At 65.6% G+C, this 18,662-nt stretch carries 16 protein-coding genes, 1 tRNA gene and 1 pseudogene; 11 read left to right on the top strand and 7 right to left on the bottom strand.

The features are described from left to right. Nucleotides 1-6: 6 nt before the first annotated feature. From A5625_RS25135 to A5625_RS25125, 3 genes and pseudogenes are all read left to right on the top strand, one after another. A pseudogene (locus A5625_RS25135) lies at nt 7-654 on the top strand (NYN domain-containing protein); the annotation flags it as partial. A 165-nt stretch (nt 655-819) separates the two neighbouring features. Beyond that, nucleotides 820-2,181 carry a hypothetical protein gene (locus tag A5625_RS25130; RefSeq protein ID WP_067000680.1) on the top strand — a complete coding sequence of 454 codons (1,362 nt, stop codon included), beginning with the start codon at nt 820-822 and terminating at the stop codon, nt 2,179-2,181. 106 nt (nt 2,182-2,287) lie between these two features. Continuing rightward, entirely contained in the window at nt 2,288-4,273 is a 1,986-nt protein-coding gene (locus A5625_RS25125; RefSeq protein WP_067000677.1) for a molybdopterin-dependent oxidoreductase, read from the top strand. 9 nt (nt 4,274-4,282) lie between these two features. Here A5625_RS25125 and A5625_RS25120 read toward each other — a convergent pair whose 3' ends face one another. After that, on the bottom strand, nt 4,283-4,783 hold the full coding sequence (locus tag A5625_RS25120) for a hypothetical protein (protein ID WP_067000674.1): 501 nt from the start codon (nt 4,781-4,783) through the stop codon (nt 4,283-4,285). Nucleotides 4,784-4,938: 155 nt separating this feature from the next. Here A5625_RS25120 and A5625_RS25115 point away from each other — a divergent pair, with 155 nt between their 5' ends. Continuing rightward, the gene (locus A5625_RS25115; RefSeq protein ID WP_067000671.1) at nt 4,939-5,913 is read left to right on the top strand and encodes a DMT family transporter; all 975 of its coding nucleotides are present in this window, start codon (nt 4,939-4,941) and stop codon (nt 5,911-5,913) included. Between the two features lie 10 nt (nt 5,914-5,923). On the opposite strand, the gene A5625_RS25110 is transcribed toward A5625_RS25115, so the two are convergent. After that, nucleotides 5,924-6,397 (bottom strand): LppA family lipoprotein, encoded by a 474-nt coding sequence (locus tag A5625_RS25110; RefSeq protein ID WP_067000667.1) that lies wholly within the window; start codon nt 6,395-6,397, stop codon nt 5,924-5,926. Between the two features lie 95 nt (nt 6,398-6,492). Continuing rightward, nucleotides 6,493-8,433, bottom strand: coding sequence for an alpha/beta hydrolase (locus A5625_RS25105; RefSeq protein WP_067000666.1), 1,941 nt, complete (start codon nt 8,431-8,433; stop codon nt 6,493-6,495). A gap of 195 nt (nt 8,434-8,628) precedes the next feature. On the opposite strand from A5625_RS25105, the gene A5625_RS25100 reads away from it, so the two are divergent. Beyond that, nucleotides 8,629-9,264: a hypothetical protein gene (locus tag A5625_RS25100; RefSeq protein ID WP_067000663.1), complete on the top strand. Its 636-nt coding sequence runs from the start codon at nt 8,629-8,631 to the stop codon at nt 9,262-9,264. Nucleotides 9,265-9,326: 62 nt separating this feature from the next. On the opposite strand, the gene A5625_RS25095 is transcribed toward A5625_RS25100, so the two are convergent. Then, a tRNA-Tyr gene (locus A5625_RS25095) sits at nt 9,327-9,410 on the bottom strand. Between the two features lie 69 nt (nt 9,411-9,479). Between A5625_RS25095 and A5625_RS25090 the strand changes: the two genes are divergently transcribed. The 4 genes from A5625_RS25090 (at nt 9,480) to A5625_RS25075 (ending at nt 14,462) form a co-directional block, all read left to right on the top strand. Beyond that, nucleotides 9,480-9,971: a YajQ family cyclic di-GMP-binding protein gene (locus A5625_RS25090; RefSeq protein WP_067000660.1), complete on the top strand. Its 492-nt coding sequence runs from the start codon at nt 9,480-9,482 to the stop codon at nt 9,969-9,971. 90 nt (nt 9,972-10,061) lie between these two features. Beyond that, nucleotides 10,062-11,573, top strand: coding sequence for an NAD(P)/FAD-dependent oxidoreductase (locus A5625_RS25085; RefSeq protein ID WP_067000658.1), 1,512 nt, complete (start codon nt 10,062-10,064; stop codon nt 11,571-11,573). A 69-nt stretch (nt 11,574-11,642) separates the two neighbouring features. Then, entirely contained in the window at nt 11,643-12,668 is a 1,026-nt protein-coding gene (locus tag A5625_RS25080; RefSeq protein WP_067000655.1) for an NAD(P)H-dependent glycerol-3-phosphate dehydrogenase, read from the top strand. A 243-nt stretch (nt 12,669-12,911) separates the two neighbouring features. Further along, nucleotides 12,912-14,462, top strand: coding sequence for a SulP family inorganic anion transporter (locus A5625_RS25075; protein ID WP_067000651.1), 1,551 nt, complete (start codon nt 12,912-12,914; stop codon nt 14,460-14,462). 136 nt (nt 14,463-14,598) lie between these two features. Here the strand turns inward: A5625_RS25075 and A5625_RS25070 are convergent, their stop codons facing one another. The 3 genes from A5625_RS25070 to grcC1 form a co-directional block, all read right to left on the bottom strand. After that, nucleotides 14,599-14,841 carry a helix-turn-helix transcriptional regulator gene (locus A5625_RS25070; protein ID WP_369830048.1) on the bottom strand — a complete coding sequence of 81 codons (243 nt, stop codon included), beginning with the start codon at nt 14,839-14,841 and terminating at the stop codon, nt 14,599-14,601. 40 nt (nt 14,842-14,881) lie between these two features. Then, on the bottom strand, nt 14,882-15,745 hold the full coding sequence (gene htpX, locus A5625_RS25065; RefSeq protein WP_067000645.1) for a zinc metalloprotease HtpX: 864 nt from the start codon (nt 15,743-15,745) through the stop codon (nt 14,882-14,884). A 99-nt stretch (nt 15,746-15,844) separates the two neighbouring features. Continuing rightward, the gene (grcC1, locus tag A5625_RS25060; RefSeq protein ID WP_067000692.1) at nt 15,845-16,861 is read right to left on the bottom strand and encodes a nonaprenyl/(2E,6E)-farnesyl/geranylgeranyl diphosphat synthase; all 1,017 of its coding nucleotides are present in this window, start codon (nt 16,859-16,861) and stop codon (nt 15,845-15,847) included. A gap of 22 nt (nt 16,862-16,883) precedes the next feature. Between grcC1 and menJ the strand changes: the two genes are divergently transcribed. Beyond that, nucleotides 16,884-18,131, top strand: coding sequence for a menaquinone reductase (menJ, locus tag A5625_RS25055; RefSeq protein WP_067000643.1), 1,248 nt, complete (start codon nt 16,884-16,886; stop codon nt 18,129-18,131). Nucleotides 18,132-18,244: 113 nt separating this feature from the next. After that, complete coding sequence (locus A5625_RS25050) at nt 18,245-18,661, top strand: DUF732 domain-containing protein (protein WP_067000640.1); 417 nt, start codon at nt 18,245-18,247, stop codon at nt 18,659-18,661. Nucleotide 18,662 lies beyond the last annotated feature (1 nt).

The raw sequence follows: 18,662 nt of genomic DNA, 5'->3' as shown, positions 1-18,662 counted from the left end.
GGTTAGATCAACGCCGGGTATCGCGGGCAGTTGGTGGCCCGCGCGGTCGATCTGGTCCAGTTGTTTCCGGCGGCGGCCTACGGGAAGAACGGCGCCGACATCCGGTTGGCCGTCGACGCGGTCGAGGACATGTTCCGGCTGCCAGACCTGACGCATGTGGTGATCGTGGCCGGCGACTCGGACTACATCCCGTTGGCGCAGCGCTGTAAGCGGCTGGGCCGGTACGTGGTGGGCATCGGGGTGGCCGGTGCGTCGAGCCGGGCGCTGGCCGCGGCCTGCGAAGAGTTCGTCGTCTACGACGCACTGCCCGGCGTCCCCGCACCGGCGCCGGCCGATGCGGAGGCGGCCAAGCCGAAGAAGCAGACCGGTGGCACCAAGTCGGCCAAGCCCGAGGAGGCCGAGGAACAGCCCGACCCGCAAGGCGCCGCCACCGCCTTGCTGACGCGTGCGTTGCAGATCGGCCTGGAGAAAGACGATGTCGACTGGCTGCACAACTCCGCGGTGAAGGCACAGATGAAGCGGATGGATCCGTCGTTCAGCGAAAGATCCTTGGGATTCCGGTCATTCAGCGATTTCCTGCGTTCGCGATCCGATCTCGTCGAATTGGACGAGACGTCGACGACACGGATGGTGCGGCTGCGCACAGCGGACTGAGCATCGCCGCGAGTGGGCCAAAGAGCCTGCCGATCGAGTTCGACCGGTAGTCCTCGGCCGGCTATCGCCGCCGCCGATGTGACTAATACCGCTGTGCGCAGAAGTCGCGGTCGTCTCGGGGCGGCCTTACGCTGCATGGTTACACGAACTTCACGGGGGTTTTCCATGCGTGCAGCCTGGGGGTGCGCGGCGCGGCACGCGCTGGTCGGCTACCGGCGTGCCGCAGTCGCGTCGGTCGCCTGCCTGGCCCTGGCGTCCTGTTCGGAAACCGCGTCGCCGCCCCCGCTCACCGCAACCACCTCAACGTCGGCGTCGAAAACCAGCACCCGCGCGGCCGCCCCGCCCGCACCCATCACCGGACCGCTGGAAAAGGACTGGAAAAGTTACGGCGGTACAGCGTATTTCGGTTGTCCGGAGAAGTTTTCGGCCAGCAAATCGGCGCTCGAGGACATCCGGCCGAAGATCTTCGACCCTAAATCGGGCCAATATGTGGCGCCTGCCATTCCCGCGGTTCCCGCCGGGGAGCACCTGACGGGGGGCATGTGCGCGCTGACCGGCACCGCCGGAGACATGAAGGTCGTGTACGTCGCCACGACCGTCAAGCCGGCTCAGGCCCCGGCCCCCGAAGTCACCAAGACCACCGCCTATCTGTTCGACTCCGCGTCTGGCCAGCAGGTGGCCAGCAAAGAATTGCAGCCGCCTGCCCCCGAACTGAAGCTGACCCCACCGAAGGAATGGGGGCTAGCCTCGACCGCCTCGGGCGTGGCCTGGGTGAACGCCTTCACCGACGGCCACGGCGCGCCGTCGCCGCCTCGAACGATCGTCCTCTCCGGCGGCGACCTTTCGATGATGTGGAACGATCCGCAGCCCGGCCGGGTCTGGCAAGACGTGCTGGCGTTCCAACGCAACACCGAACCCGCCAAGACGTCCGGCGCGGAGTTGCGCCGGCCGAGCGGCGAAGCCATCTACCAGGACAACGACGTCCAGTCCGTTGATGCCGAATTAACCGACGGCCCAAACAAACTGGTGAAAATCACGCACTGGGATTCGTACAACCCGCCGGTGCTGTCGACCATGTTTTATGACCTCAACGCCAAGTCCATCATCAAGATCGGCGACTCCGACCGGATCTCCGGCGGCGGGCTGACCGCGGTGCTGTCGGATGGAAAACTGTTCGTCGACGGTCACAGCTCAGATACCTCGCAATTCGGCTTGGGCGTGTGGAACTTGCGCAGCCAGCAGTGGGACTTCCAGAAAAGCCGAGACGACGCCCAGAAGATGTCGATTTCCAAGTCGGCGTTTTTCCAAGACCACCTCTACATCACCGGCACCGGTGGGAACTTTTCGGTGATCGCCTTGCCTGCAACCGATCCCGTCTCCCCCAACTGGGCGTTACGCCCGTTCGAACGGATCTCTGGATGGACGCTGGTGTGCCGCGGCGAGACCGCGCCGGGCGCCAACGGCGAATGCAAGGAAATCGTCATGGTGCAAGACCAGGACGGCCACTACCCGGGACCCTGGTTCTGACGCTCGCCTGACCAGGGCAACCTCCGGAGAGCGCCATTCTCAAAAATGGGCTGCCATTCTCGAAAAAGCGATAGGCCTTCTCGAAAAGCGAGAGTACGTTACCCATATGCAAACGGTGCGTAGTTTCTGCCGCGTCTGCACCTCTGTCTGCGGCATCCTGGTCGACGTCGACGGCGACCAGGTGATCCGTGTCCGCGGCGATCAGGACCACCCGTTCTCGCACGGCTATACCTGCCCGAAGGGTCGTGCGCTGCCGCAGTTGCACCATCATCCGGATCGGCTCGAACATCCGCGGATGCGGGTGGACGGTCGGCTGCAGGACGTTAGCTGGGACGACTGCCTGGCGGACCTGGGCACCCGGTTGAAAGGCATCATCGACCGGCACGGACCCGAATCCGTCGCGTTCTATTTCTCCACCATGGAAAGCGCCGGCTTCCGGATGGCCGAGGCCCTGCACGCCGCGATCGGCACACCGGCGAAATTCAGCCCGCTGACCATCGACGGCACCGCCAAACCCCTGGTCTCGGATCTGGTCGGCGGATTCATGGGCCTGTCCGGCCGAACCGACCTGGACAACGCCGACTTCCTTCTGCTCGTCGGCGTCAATCCCGTTGTGTCGCATGGCCATGCGATCTCGATGCCCAACCCGACCGGCACGGTGCGCGAAATCGCGCGACGTGGGCAGGTGTGGGTGATCGACCCGCGCCGCACCGAGACCGCCCGGCTGGCCACCGCCCATCTGGCGCCGCGGCCGAGCACCGACCACGCGGTGCTGGCCTATCTGGTTCGTGAAATCTTATGCGACGGAATGAAAACCGATGTACCGGTGCAGGGCATCGACGCGCTGGCGGCCGCGGTGGAGCCGTTCACGCTCGAGCACACCGCACGTCTGGCCGACGTCGCCGAAGCGGACCTGGCACGGCTGTGCGAAGCGGTGCGCGCCGCGAAGTGCGTCGCGGTCGAAACCGGCACCGGCGTCACGATGACGGCCGAACGTGCCAATGTCACACAGTGGCTGGCATGGGTGCTGATGATCCTCACCGGGGCGATGAACAGGCCCGGTGGCACCTGGTTCCACCCCGGATTCGCTTATCAGCTCGAAACCTTCGGTGAGTTCCTGCCCGTCACGCCGATCGAGGGATCCTTCGGCCCCGGACCGCGCAGCCGCCCCGAGGCGCAAGCCTTCATCAACGAATGGCCCTGCGCGGTGCTGCCTGACGAAATCGCCGCCGGCCACATCCGCGCGTTGATCAACGTGGGCGGCAGCCTGGTCACCTCATTTCCCGAGACCGGCAAGTTGATTCCGGCCCTGCAGAATCTCGAGGTCTTCGCCACCACCGAGATCATCAACAACGAGACCACGGAACTGGCCACCCACGTGCTGCCCACCAAGGATCCGTTGGAGCGGCCCGACATCACCATCCACGACATCCTGAGTTCGCAGGTGTCAGTGCAGTACAGCCCGGCCGTCGTGGCCCCGGTCGGCGAGCGCCGCTCGATGTGGTGGGTGTTCGCCGAACTCGGCCGTCGGCTCGGTTACGACCTCGGCAATCTCGGGGATCCCGATAGCAGCACCGACGACGACGTGCTCTCGGTCCTGTTGGCCGGCGCCCGAACGGGTTTCGACGAAGTGGCGGCTGTGGGGTGGGCCGAAGCGCCGCGCGAGCTCCCGGCGCGATGGGTCGACGAGCACATCGGGCGGATGGGCGGCTGGAGGTTGGCGCCACCGCTGCTGGTCGACCAGCTGGCGGGTTTGAAACCACCAGCGCCCCTGGTGATGGTGCCGCGCCGGCAGCGCCGAAAGCTCAACGGGCAGCTTGACTTCCTCGGCGAGGCCGCCGAAATTCTCATCCATCCCGATGACGGTGCCGCCGCCGGAGTCATCGACGGCCAGAAGGTGACTGTCCGCAGCAGCAACGGAGAACTGACCGGCATCGCGAAGGTCGTCGATTCCATCCGGCGCGGAGCGGTGTCGATTCCGCACGGCCACCACGACGCCAACGTCAACCGACTGACCAATAAGGATGACATCGACGTGGTGACCGGCATGGTGCGCTACTCCGGCATCCCGGTCAGCCTGCACCCCGCCTAGCGCGCTCGCTCAATCGGCTTCGGGCGTGCCGCTTTTCACTCGGGCAGCGAGGAAGGCCGTGCAGAGCACCAGCACGCCGGTGGCCGCGACTTCGGCGGTCAGCGCGCCGGAGTTGACGAAGTCCCGGTCCGCCAGGCCGGACGCTCCCAACTCGTGCTTGGTACCGCCAATGAGTATCGCCGGGTACACCAGACACACGACGGCGGTGACGAAGGCGGTGACCGCACAACCGCACGCGACGATTCCGAGCCGTCGCACTCGAGATGCGGCCAGCAACGCGGCGCCGGCCGCGATCGAGGCGATCAGCACGATCCAGCCAGGCGCGCCACTCACCATGCCGTTGAGCAAGGCGCCGTATTGCTCGCCGTACTCGCCGACGTACATGCCCAGGCCATTCCACCGGATGGGAAATCCGAAGCGGCTCAAGTCGATCCATGACAAAAGTGTCAGCGCCGCTGACGCGATGGCCGCGACGACAGCCACTATGGTGATTACCCTGTTACGCAGCATGTTTCCTTTCGATCGGCCGATCAAGACGAACTTCTCGCCGGCTCACCCAGGGTAAGGGGGCCGGGTCGAACTCCCGAACCTGGCTGCGCACCGCGGACGAACCGGCTCCGACAGAGCGAGTTAAACGCGGCGACGTCACGGGTACCCATCCGGGTATGGGGTGGGTGACGGCACATGCGGTTGCGGTCTTCTCGGCTTTGCTCTCCGCGTTCTGGGCTGCCGTGGGAATCGTCGTTCGGCAACGAGCAACTCAGGGCGTTCCGGGTGATGAGGCCATGTCGGCGGCGATGGCGACGACACTGGTGCGGCAGCCGCTGTGGTGGGCGGGAACCTTTGCCGCGATCGCCGGTTACGTGTTTCAGGCGATGGCGCTGGCGCACGGATCGCTGCTACTCGTGCAGCCGTTGTTGGTGTCCTCGCTGCTGTTCGCGTTGCCGCTGAGCGCGGCGCTGTGCCGTCAGCGCATCAGTCGGGTCCAATGGGCCTGGGCGATGCTGCTGACGGCCGCATTGGCGGTCTTCCTGCTGGTGGGCCAGCCACACGAGGGGCATAACCGTCCGCCGATTCCCGCGTGGACGCTGGCCCTGGCGATCACCGTGCCTTCAGTAATCGCCTGTGTCATCGCTGCCCATCGCGCCGCCGGCCGGACCCGGGCGATGCTGCTCGGGGTCGCGGTGGCGGTCCTGCTCGGCATGATCGCGGTTGTCACGAAGGTTTGCACCCACCGCTACTCGATCGGCGGATGGCATGCACTGATGGCCGTCCCCGCTCCGTATGTGCTGGTGGCGCTGGCAGTGACGGTGACCGTGGTGCAGAACTCCGCCTTTCATGCCGGCGCGCTGCAGGCGTCGGTCCCGATCATGCTGGTGGGCGAACCGATCGTTGCAGTCTTGCTGGGGGTCGTCGTGCTCGGTGAGCACCTGGCGGTCGGCGGCGCGGCGGCACTGGTCCTTCTCGTCGCGGTGCTGGCGATGGTCGCGGCCACCATCGCGCTCGGCCGCACTCAGGCGATCGACAACAGCGAGGTCCCGGACGAGCACTTAACTGTCGCCGGCGGCCGCGATGAAGCCATGCTGGCATCCGCGGGAGCGGGCGGCGGCCGGCCGGGCGGGCGCGATCACCCCGAGTGAGCGCGGGCGATCATTTTTTATCTTGCGGCAAGCGGCAGCCGGTGTAGCCCGAAATAACCAGGTTGCCCTGGTAGGAGAGTTTGATGAACAGCCCGGTGGGGCCGTAGAAGCCCACGTCGTGGTTTCGGGGCTGGTCTTTCATCGTCTGCATCTGGGTGGCGTCGACCTTGGCGGCCGAGGCCTTGGTCGCCTCCTGCAGTTTGGCCCAATCCTGTTCTGACACATCGACATTCTCTGCTACCTGATGCGGCAGGAAGTAGTCTTTCCCATCCGTTTGCTCATAGGGCCGCAGGCAGGTTCCGCCGGAGCCCTCGCTGGGTGTCTCCCAAGCGATCGACGGGATGAGTTGGCTTGCGGCCGCTTTGATTTCATCGATCGCGGCCTGCACCTGAGCTTGGGTGTCCTCGAATGAGGGCAGAGATTTCAGCACTTCGGCGGCCTTGGCGGGGTCGGTGGACGGGATGGGCTCATGGGGCTGATTCACGTGACATCCTGTTGCGGCTAGTGCGATTGCGGCCACGGCGGTGCACAGCATCCCGTGACGCCGCCGACTCCGGCTGCTTGTCGTCTGGTCATTGCTCACTTGGTGGGAACCGCCTTGTCTCCTAGTCCGGCGAGGACGGCAGCGATGTTGTAGTTGGTCGTCCTGGTCCCGCCGTCGTCGGGAAAGCGGGGGTAGTCGCTGTGGCCATGTGCGCCTTCGAGATTGAGGGTGCCACCGTGGCCATCGGGCACCGTGGCGGGAGCGGTGGCGAGGTGGGTGAAGTTGGGGTTGGTGGCCGGATTCGGGCCGAAGTGGCCGGCACCGCTGGCGTCGGCGGCGCCCAACACGCTTTCGGAGACCATGTTCAACGGCGGTGGCAGAAATGGGGCCACCGAGTGGGCGATGGCGGGGCCGTCGTAGGTCCACTGGATCGGGTCGTCGGGCGTTTCCATGGTGAACACGTTGCCCGGTTGCAGGTGAAGTTGTTGCGGCGTGGACGCTTCGATTCCCGGGGATCCGTAGAACAGCGCCCGGGACACCCCGTGGTCGCCGGGCTCCTGCAGCGCCAGTCCGGTGGTCAGCGAGCCATAGGAATGCCCGATCGCCGTCAGATCGGCCGGGCCGCCATGGTGTGCGGCTTGGATCCCGTCGTAAAAGCCGGCCAGGTCATGCGCACCTGCCCTGGCGATGTCGTCGTGGCTGACGCCCCATCCACCGGTCAGCGATTTGCCGGGGTCGTCGAAACCCGGCACCTGGGGCGGGTCATAACCGATCCAGGCGATCGCCGACACGGTGTCATGGGCATGGCCGGGCGTGCTTTGCAACTGCCGCAGGGCCTCGTCCCTGACGTGAGTGCCCTCGTTGGCCATGCTCTCGATGGCGCCGTGCACCGTGGTGTTGAGGCCGGGAGCGGTGACCGACACATGGGTGGCGGTGTCGGGGTCCCCGACCGCGACAGCGGCGCGGGCCTGCTTGCCGGTTTTGGTGTCCAGCAGCATGAGTTTGCGATCCGGGCTGGCCCGCACGGTCTTGTCGACGGCTTGAAGGTCGGGCAGGTACTTGGCCCCGTTTCGGGCGGCGTCGTATTGGCGCTGCCACGCCTCATAGGCGAGGCGGTCGTCGAAGATTGCGCCAGGTTCGTTGGGGTGCGGAATGTTCTTGCCCTGCGCCCAATCTGGATGCTGGGCCTTCAGCGCGTCGGCTTGCGCGGCGGCGGTCTGCGCGTTCTTCAACTCGTCGGCGAGGGTGAGCCGGTTGTAGTGATCCCGGTCCACCGCGGGCATCCCGTTATGGTTGCCGATGTAGGGATTGTGGTGGTACTCAGCATCTTTCTGCTCGGGGGTGAGCGTATTCCACACCTGCGCAAACTGCTTCGGATCGTCCGGCAGCGCAGGCAGTTGCGATAGTGGCCCCTCCACCGCTCGGATGCCTGCGATGTCATATCCGTCGGCATGCAGGCTTCCCAACGCGTTCTGCAACGTGTTCGAGTAACCGTCGCGCGTCGCTTCTAGCTGGGCCAGTGCGGCTTTCGTGTCGCGAATGGCATCGTCTTCACACTTGGCGATGAACGCTTCGAGCGCATCGATGTCGGCCGCGGAGAGGCCGTCGTCGTCTTCCATCTCGTCGGCTTCACCGATCAGATCGTCGAGTTCCTGCAGCGCAGCTTCCAGCGACGCGATCTGTCCGGCGGCGGTCTTCTGCGCCTCGGCCAGCGCCGCGGCGATGCCTTCCAGATCCGAACCGATCTTGGGCAGTTGCAAGGATTGCGCCCCAAGGGATTTGGTCACCCGCTGCACTTCCTCGGAGTCGTTGATCGGATGACCGCCGTCCTGGTGGTTCCAAGCGGCCTCGAAGCGGGTGCGGGCCTGCTGGAACGCGTCGTTGGTCTCCGTCGTGCATCGCCCCGCTTTGTGGAAGGACTCCGCGAGGTTGGAGATCTGCAGCGGGCTGCCCGCCTGCAGGCTTTGATTGATCGCCCACGGGTCACCACCGGCCGCGGCGATCAGCGCCGGGATGCTGAGGTAGCGAAGTTGCATGGAATCGTCAGCTACTCCCCAGACCGGCAAGCATCGCCACCCCTTCCGCGCTGGAAAAAGGTTACCGCCGCAGAACCGGCAATCAATTCAGCGGAAGGCCAATCGTATGTCAGGGAAGGCAGCGCGCCGATGAAGCAGGGTTCAGTCACGCATCCATGCGGCGTAGGTTGAGGCTGTGTCAAGGGAGCGGTCGCATTGACCGATGCCATCAAGGACGCTTTGTCGCGCCGTGCATTCATCCGGGGTGTCGCGTTGTCGGGGTCCGTCCTCGGCGCCGCCTTCGTGGCACCCGCCGCGCTGGCGGAGCCTTCGGAGTGCGGCGATCCATCGGGCATGGTCGGTAACTGCGCGGTGCAGCTACCTCAGCAATTCAGCTCGACCAGTTTCAGCACCACTGCCATCGCAGGCGGTTCGAACTACTCCATTTTGTTCAGCACAAAGATCTCCAAAGGCCCACTGGTACCTTCGGGCGCCACCGGTTACCGCATCCGCAGCGACAGTGTGTCCGGTACCAAGACGGACGGAACGCCGTTCCGGCTGACACCCGGGATAGGCGAGGCAGGGCCGCGGGTTCTCGGGGCGCGGTCCGCGTCATCCCTCGGTTTCGCCCTGGATGTGCCGTGGAATGCAGATCAGCTCGTGCGTTCGTTCCTGTATGCGTACGAGGTCCAGTTCTTGACCGGGCTGACCGGAATCCAGACCTGCCCGTACACGACCACGATGACACTCGCGGACAACGGTATGACCCTCGGCGGTGTGGGGTCAGTGACGTTTTCCCCGCCGCGACTCACCGATTGTGGGGAACCACCGCCGCCTGCACCGGAGCAGTGAGCCGGTTGCGCCGCGGCCGGCGGCTCAGACCCGTAGCTTCCGGGGAAACAGCCGCTGACCTGTGGTGGCAGGTACAGGATTCGAACCTGTGAAGCTTTCGCGACGGATTTACAGTCCGCTCCCATTGGCCGCTCGGGCAACCTGCCGCCAGACAGGTTACAACGAGCGAGTAGACAAAGCACAAACGGCTGTCACAGGAGGAAGGAACGGATTGCATGGCGGACTCATCGTTCGACATCGTCAGCAAAGTGGATCGCCAAGAGGTCGACAACGCGCTCAACCAGGCCGCGAAGGAGCTGGCCACCCGCTTCGACTTCCGCGGTACCGACACCACAATCGCCTGGAAGGGCGACGAGGCAATTGAGCTGACGTCGTCCACCGAGGAACGCGTCAAGGCGGCCGTCGACGTCTTCAAGGAGAAGCTGATTCGCCGCGACATCTCGATGAAGGCCTTCGACGCCGGCGAACCCCAGGCATCCGGCAAGACCTACAAGATCAACGGCACCCTCAAGCAGGGCATCAGCAGCGAGAACGCCAAGAAGATCACCAAGCTGATCCGCGACGACGGGCCCAAAACCGTCAAGACCCAGATCCAGGGCGACGAAATCCGGGTCACCAGCAAAAAGCGTGACGATCTGCAGGCCGTGATCGCGATGCTCAAGCAGGCCGACCTCGACGTCGCGCTGCAGTTCGTCAACTACCGCTGACCCTGCGGCGAGGATTCGCCGGTTTCTGGCCCAACCAACCGGTGGGTCTCTAGGCTGTTGACGAGTCCCACAATGTGAGCGAGGTTGACGATGTCCGTGACTCCCAAGGAGGCCGCCGATAACGGTGCGACCGAGGCCGAATACTCCGACGTGATCATCGTCGGAGCCGGCATCTCCGGCATCGACGCGGCCTATCGGATCACCGAGCGCAATCCACAGCTGACGTACACCGTGCTGGAGCGGCGCGCCCAGATCGGCGGGACATGGGACCTTTTCCGCTATCCCGGCGTGCGCTCGGACAGCAGCATCTTCACGCTGTCGTTCCCCTTCGAGCCGTGGACCCGCAGAGAGGGCGTGGCCGACGGCGTGCACATCCGCGAGTACCTGGTCGCCACCGCGCGCAAATACGGCATCGACCGCCACATCCGATTCAACAGCTACGTGCGCTCAGCGGACTGGGACTCTTCGACCGACACCTGGACGGTCACCGTCGAGCAGGACGGGGCTCGCAAGCTGTACTGCGGCCGCTTCCTGTTCTTCGGCAGTGGCTACTACAACTACGACGAGGGCTACACGCCCGACTTCCCCGGCATCGAGGAGTTCACCGGCACCGTGGTGCATCCGCAGCACTGGCCCGAAGACCTGGACTACGCCGGCAAGAAGGTCGTGGTGATCGGCAGCGGGGCGACCGCGGTGACGCTGCTGCCGTCGTTGTCGGACCGCGCCGCCAAAGTCACCATGCTGCAGCGCTCGCCGACCTATCTCATATCGGCATCCAAGTACGGCAGGGTCGCCGCGATCTCCCGAAAGCTGCTGCCCCGCAAGCTGGCTCATCTCGTCGTCCGCATGTACAGCGCCTTGACCGAGGCGGTGTTCTTTGCGTTGTCCCGCAAGGCACCGGGGTTTGTGCGGTGGCTGCTGCGGCGCAAGGCGATCAGCAGCTTGCCGGCCGGGTATGACGTCGACACCCACTTCAAGCCGCGTTACAACCCGTGGGACCAGCGGATGTGCCTGATTCCGGACGCCGATCTGTACAACGCCATCACCGCGGGAGACGCCGAGGTGGTCACCGACCAAATCGACAAATTCGACGCGACCGGCATCGCGCTCAAATCCGGTGGGCACCTCGACGCCGACATCATCGTCACCGCCACCGGGCTGCAGTTGCAGGCACTGGGCGGCGCGGTGATCAGCCTGGACGGCAACGAAATCAAGACCAGCGACCGTTTCGTCTACAAGGCGCACATGCTCGAAGACGTGCCGAACCTGTTCTGGTGTGTGGGCTACACCAACGCGTCGTGGACGCTGCGGGCCGACATCACCGCGCGGGCCACGGCGAAACTGATGGAGCACATGGCTTCTCACGGCTATACCCACGCCGCGCCGCATCGCGGCAACGAGCCGATGACCGAGAAGCCGTCCTGGGACATCAATGCCGGCTACGTGCTGCGGTCGCTGCATGCGCTGCCGAAGTCGGGCACCAAGCGGCCGTGGAACGTGCGGCAGAACTATCTCGCCGACGCCATCGACTACCGCTTCGACCGGATCGAAGAGGCGATGGTGTTCGGCCGGGTCGAGGATCGGGCAGCATTGGCGGGGTAGCCGGATCGGCCCGGACGGGTGTTCGTGAACTGCTACTAAATCCCAGGTGTCGGCAATACGCTGATCGCCATGGCATCTGAGAAGCGCGAACCCAAAGTCGTTGTCCTCGGTGGCGGTTCCTGGGGCACCACCGTGGCATCAATCTGTGCGCGCCGCGGGCCGACGCTGCAATGGGTGCGCTCCGCGGAAACCGCCTCCGACATCAATGAGCACCACCGCAATAGTCGGTACCTGGGCAACGACGTCGTGCTGAGCGACACCCTGCGCGCCACTACCGACTTCGCCGAGGCGGCGAACTCGGCCGACGTCGTCGTGATGGGCGTTCCCTCGCACGGCTTTCGAGGCGTGCTGAGTGAGCTGGCCAAGGAGCTACGACCGTGGGTACCGGTGGTGTCGCTGGTCAAGGGACTCGAACAGGGCACCAACATGCGGATGTCGCAGATCATCGAGGAGACCCTGCCCGGCCACCCGGCGGGCATCCTGGCCGGACCGAACATCGCCCGCGAGGTCGGCGAGGGCTACGCCGCCGCGGCGGTGCTGGCGATGCCCGATCAGCATCTGGCCACCCGGCTATCGGGCCTGTTCCGCACCCGGCGCTTCCGCGTGTACACCAGCGACGACGTCATCGGGGTGGAGATGGCCGGGGCGCTGAAGAACGTCTACGCCATCTCGGTCGGCATGGGCTACTCACTGGGCATCGGGGAAAACACCCGGGCGCTGGTGATCGCCCGCGCGCTGCGCGAGATGACCAAGCTCGGCGTCGCCATGGGCGGCAACCCCGACACCTTCCCCGGCCTGGCCGGCCTGGGTGACCTCATCGTCACCTGCACCAGCCAGCGCAGCCGTAACCGGCACGTCGGTGAACAACTGGGGGCGGGCAAGCCGATCGACGAGATCATCGCCTCGATGAACCAGGTCGCCGAGGGCGTCAAGGCCGCCAGCGTGATCATGGAGTTTGCCAACGAATTCGGCCTCACTATGCCGATCGCCCGTGAAGTCGACGCTGTGATCAACCACGGCTCGTCCGTGGAGCAGGCCTACCGAGGCCTGATCGCCGAGGTCCCCGGCCATGAGGTGCACGGCTCCGGCTTCTGACCTGGGCGTTTCACCGCTAGCGAATTCAAATCTTTGCATTCTCTATGGGCAAGGCCCGTCGGCTTGACCGGCGCTTCGCCAGCAAAATACCGTCGTTCCAGGCAGCCAGGGTTTCCGGGCGCGATGATGCGAGTCGCCCGGCCGTAACCGCCTGTACGCCAATAGGTTACGAAGAGGTAACCAAACGGGACTTGGGGCGGGTATCGCACATCCCCCGCTAACACCTAACGAGGGACGCGACCGATGCACAACGTTGAACAGTCGGATGGTCAGGCCGGTGTGCAACGCCGGACCGAAGCGCGTATCGATCGGTTGCGCGCCGTCATCCGGCACGACTTGCCATCATCGCTGGTGGTCTTCCTGGTCGCGCTGCCCCTGTCGTTGGGGATCGCGATCGCTTCTAACGCCCCGGTGCTTGCCGGGTTAATTGCCGCGGTCGTCGGCGGCATCATCGTCGGCTCGCTGGGTGGCTCTCCACTGCAGGTCAGTGGCCCGGCGGCCGGGCTGACGGTGGTTGTCGCCGACCTCGTTTCCGAATTCGGTTGGGGCATAACGTGCTTGATCACCGTTGCGGCCGGGGTCGTGCAGGTTTTGTTGGGACTCAGCCGTGTTGCGCGTGCCGCCCTGGCGATCTCACCGGTCGTCGTGCACGCGATGCTGGCCGGCATCGGCCTCACCATCGCCCTGCAACAGACCCATGTGCTGCTCGGCGGGAAATCGAAGAGCACCGCCTGGCACAACCTGATCGGGCTACCGGGCCAGATCATCGGTGCGCACCGGCCCGGGGTGATCCTGGGGGTGCTGGTGATCGTCATTCTGGTCGGCTGGCGATGGGTTCCGGCCAAGGTGCGCCGCATTCCCGGTCCCCTGGTCGCCATCGTCGCGGTGACGGTGATTTCGGTGGTCTTTCCGTTCCACGTGCGCCGGATCAACCTTGAGGGGTCACCGCTGGACGCGCTGCAGTTGCCCGAACTTCCCCACGGCAACTGGGGCGCGTTCGCCATCGGGGTGATCACCGTGGCGCTCATCGCCAGCGTGGAAAGCCTGCTGTCGGCGGTGTCGGTTGACCGGATGCACAACGGACCACGTACCGACTTCAACCGCGAGCTGGTGGGTCAGGGAGCCGCCAACATCGTGTCGGGCGGCATCGGCGGGCTGCCGGTGACCGGCGTCATCGTCCGCAGCTCGACAAATGTCATCGCGGGCGCCAAATCTCGTGCCTCGTCGATAATGCACGGCTTCTGGGTTTTGCTGTTCACCATCCCGTTCGCCGGGTTGGTCGAAGAGATTCCCACCGCCGCCCTTGCCGGCCTACTCATCGTCATCGGGATGCAGCTGCTGAAGCCGGCCCACATCGAAACCGCCATGAAGAGTGGCGATCTCGCGGTGTATGTGGTGACGGCCGTCTGCGTGATCTTCCTCAACCTGCTGCACGGGGTGATGATCGGGCTCGCGCTGGCCATCGCGTTGACCGGATGGCGAGTGATCCGAGTCAAGATCGAAGCCGAGCCGGTGGACGACGAATGGCGGATCAGCATCGAGGGCGCGGCTTGCACTTTCCTGGCACTGCCGAGGCTGACGCGGGTGCTGGCAGCGGTTCCGCAGGGCGCGACGGTGACACTGGCCATAGCGGTCCATTACCTCGATCACGCGGCCCACCAGACGATTACCGACTGGCAGCAACAGCATGAGGCGACGGGCGGGACGGTTCACATCCAGGGCGTGGTCAAGACCGGGCACCGCGACCCGCACGAGCCGCTGGTCGAAGCCGAAAGGCCTGGCGCCGCAGCATAATTGCGATGGCCAGCCTGGGGACGTCCGCGCGGCTCTGTGGATCATGTGGGTTGCATCGAATCCGCTAGCGCATGTGCTAGCGGATTTGTAACTGACACATCCTCACGGAAACAGGGCTATCCACCTGCCCGGTCGGTCAGTCGACGTCGATGCTGATATGCAGTCGCTTGCCGCAGACCTGCGCCAGGCGTTGCAGCACGTCGACGCGCGGCATTTCGGCACCGCTCTCCCACGCGGCAACGGCTTCCCGGGTGGTACCCAGCGCCTCGGCCAGTTGACCCTGGTTCATTCCGGCACCGGCCCGTGTTTCGAAGATCAAATCGGGCAAATCCAGTGCCAGCCCGGCTTCGTGAATATCCATCGAGTCAGAGTCCGGCATCGCAATCACATCCAAATCCGATGCTACTTGCGATCTCCGCCTACCGCCCGGCCATCGACTCCAGCCGGCGGATACGGTCCTCGATCGGCGGGTGCGTCGAGAACAGCGACCCGATCCGCTCACCCGCGCGGAACGGGTTGGCGATCATCAGGTGCGCCTGGCTGGCCAGCTGGGGCTCCGGCGGCAGCGGGGCCGCCTGAACCCCGCCGGAGATCTTGCGCAGGGCCGACGCCAACGCCAGCGGGTCACCGGTCAGCACCGCGCCGGATTCGTCTGCCTGATATTCGCGTGACCGCGATACCGCCAACCGCACCACGGTCGCGGCGATCGGTCCCAGCAACGAAACCAGCAGCAGCGCAAAGGGATTCTCACCATCGCGGTTGTTACCGCCGAACATGCCGGCGAACATCGCCATGTTGGCCAGCGCGGTGATCACCGACGCCAGCGCACCGGCGATGCACGAGATCAGGATGTCGCGGTTGTAGACGTGCGAAAGCTCGTGTCCCAGCACGGCGCGCAGCTCACGCTCGGTGAGGATGTCCAGAATGCCGGTGGTACAGCAGACCGCGGCGTTGCGGGGGTTGCGCCCGGTCGCGAATGCGTTGGGCGCGTTGGTGTCACTGATGTACAGCCGCGGCATCGGCTGGTGCGCGGCGGTGGCCAGCTCACGCACGATGCGATACATCGCCGGGGCCTGCAACTCGGATACCGGCTGCGCGCGCATCGCCCGCAACGCCAGCTTGTCGCTGTTGTAGTAGGTGTAGACGTTCATGCCGATGGCGAAGAGCACCGCGAGGAACATCGCGGTTCTGCCGAACAACGAACCGACGAACACGATCAACGCCGACATGCCGACCAACAACGCGAACGTCTTGAACGTGTTGTGATGCGGATGCCAAGTCATCAGTGTCCTCCTTGCAAGCTCGGGCCCCGCTAATGCGACTACCGCTCATTGAACGCCCGAGATGGCCCCATTGGTTCCGCAGGGACGCCGCAGGCGGCCTCAGCCGTGCCGGCTGATGGTGTAGTCGACCAGCGTTTGCAAGGCATGCCGGCCGGGGACGTCGGGCAATAAAGCCAGCTCTTGACGTGCCTGCTGGGCGTACTCCTGTAGCGAGCGCTTGGCCTTGGCCATACCCGGCGACGCCCGCAGCAACGCCAGCGCCTCGGCCACCGCCTCGTCATCGTCGATCGGCCCGACCAGCAGCTCGCGCAGTCGCGCCGCTTCGGGTCCGGGTTCGCGCAGCGCATAGACCATCGGCAAGGTGTGCACGCCTTCGCGCACGTCGGTGCCGGGCAGCTTGCCGGACTCGTGGGAGTCACTGTCGATGTCGATGATGTCGTCCGAGATCTGGAACGCGGTCCCCACGATGCCGCCGAGGCGACTCAGCCGCTCCACCTGATCGGGGTCGGCACCCGAGAACATCGCACCGAACCGGCCCGCCGCCGCGATCAGGCACGCGGTCTTCTCGTACACCACTTTCAGGTAGTGCTTGATCGGGTCGGCTCCCTGCGCCTCTTGCTGCAGGCCGCGAGTCTCGCGCATCTGCCCCGTCACCAACTGGGCGAACGTCTCGGCGATCAGCCGCACCGCCTCGGGCCCCAGCCGGGAAACCAACCGGGAGGCCGTGGCAAACAGATAATCGCCGGCCAGGATCGCGACGTTGTTGCCCCAGCGCACGTTGGCGGTGGGGGTGCCGCGACGAACCTCCGCCTCATCCATGACGTCGTCGTGGTAGAGCGTGGCCAGGTGCACCAGCTCGATGACGGCGCCGGCGATGGTGACGTCCGTGTGGTCGGGGTCGGGTCCGATCTGCGCCGACAGCACGGTGAACAGCGGCCGGAATCGCTTGCCGCCGGCCTTGAACAGGTGCGTCAGCGACTCGGTCATGATGTCGTCGGCGCTGCGCAGCTCGGTGTCCATGAGCTGCTCGATCCGTCCGACACCGTCCCGTACCGTCGCCGCGAAACCGGGGTCACCGAAGTCAACGCCCGCCACCACAGTCGCCGGAGTACTCACGGGACCAAACATACTGGTGTGCATGAAGACGGGAGCGACCCGAGCCCTCAAGGCTCAAGTGGTGGTCGTGGGTGCCGGACCCGCCGGCTCGGCGGCGGCAGCCTGGGCCGCCCGCGCCGGCAACGAGGTACTGGTCATCGATTCGGCGAGCTTTCCCCGCGACAAAGCATGCGGTGACGGGCTGACCCCGCGCGCGGTCGCCGAGCTGGAACGGTTGGGGCTGGGCGACTGGCTGGACACCCGCATCCGGCACCGGGGATTGCGGATGAGCGGATTCGGCGGCGAGGTGGAAGTCGATTGGCCCGGCCCGTCATTCCCGTCGACCGGTAGCGCGGTGGCCCGCTTCGAGCTGGATGACCGGATCCGCAAAGTCGCCGAAGATTCCGGGGCGCGGATGCTACTCGGTACCAAAGTCGTTGCCGTGCAACATGATTCATCAGGCAGGGTGACTTCGGTGATGTTGGCCGACGGCACCGAGGTCGGCTGCCGTCAGCTGATCGTGGCCGACGGGGCCCGTTCGTCTTTGGGGCGAAAGTTAGGCCGGCGCTGGCACCAGGAAACGGTGTACGGCGTAGCGGCCCGCGGGTATCTGACCACCGCGCGCGCCGATGACCCCTGGTTGACCTCGCACCTGGAACTACGCGGACCCGACGGCTCCACAGACAAAGTGCTGCCCGGCTACGGTTGGATTTTCCCGCTGGGCAACGGCGAGGTGAACATCGGCGTCGGAGCATTGTCGACGTCGAAACGGCCCGCCGATCTGGCGCTGCGGCCGCTGATCGACTACTACACCGATCTGCGCCGCGACGAGTGGGGCTTTACCGGCCACCCGCGCGCGGTGGCCTCGGCGCTGCTGCCGATGGGCGGCGCGGTGTCGGGGGTGGCGGGCGCCAATTGGATGCTGATCGGCGACGCCGCGGCCTGTGTGAACCCGCTCAACGGCGAAGGCATCGACTACGGGCTGGAGACCGGGCGGCTGGCCGCGGCGCTGCTGGATTGCCCCGACCTGTCGCGGGTGTGGCCGTCGCTGCTGCAGCAGCACTACGGGCGCGGGTTCTCGGTGGCGCGCAGGCTGGCATTGCTGCTGACCTTCCAGCGGTTCCTGCCCTCGACCGGACCGATCGCGATGCGCTCGGCGTCGCTGATGACCATTGCCGTGCGGGTGATGGCCAACCTGGTCACCGACGACGATGCGGACTGGGTGGCGCGCGCCTGGCGCGGTGGCGGCCGGCTGTCGCGGCTGCTCGATCGCCGACCGCCTTTCAGCTGACCGCGGACGGCGCATCGCCGCAGGTCGGCGAGCTTCACATTGCTGGCCGGGGCCGTCGATCGGCGATTGACTTTCGGCCGCGCACCCGAAGCGAGGCGTGTATAGTCCAGCTAATGAAGGGAACGAGGCTGGCTACTATCGGAGCCGCTGCTGCCGCCGCTGCTGCTGCTATTGCGCTGGCCGGGCCGGCGCACCTCTCCGCGCCGGCGCAGGCGGATCCGCCGCCGACTGCGCCATTTCCCACCCCACGGACGCCGTCGCCGCCGAGCGACTATGACGCGCCGTTCAAGAACACCGTCAATGGCTTCGGCATCTACCAGCCGCAGGACCAGTTGGCGTGGCTGGGCAAGATCACCTGCGAACGGATTGGCAGGGGCGTAGACGGCGACGCATACAAGTCGGCGACTTTCATCCAGCGCAACCTGCCGCGTGGCACCACTCAGGGCCAGGCATTCCAGTTCCTCGGCGCCGCGGTCGACCACTACTGCCCCGACCAGGTCGGCTTCGTGCAAGCCGCCGGCAACCACTAGA

This window comes from Mycobacterium sp. 1465703.0, from assembly GCF_001672975.1.
In the GTDB taxonomy this organism is placed as follows: domain Bacteria; phylum Actinomycetota; class Actinomycetes; order Mycobacteriales; family Mycobacteriaceae; genus Mycobacterium.
This window is presented reverse-complemented; position numbering and strand designations above follow the sequence as displayed.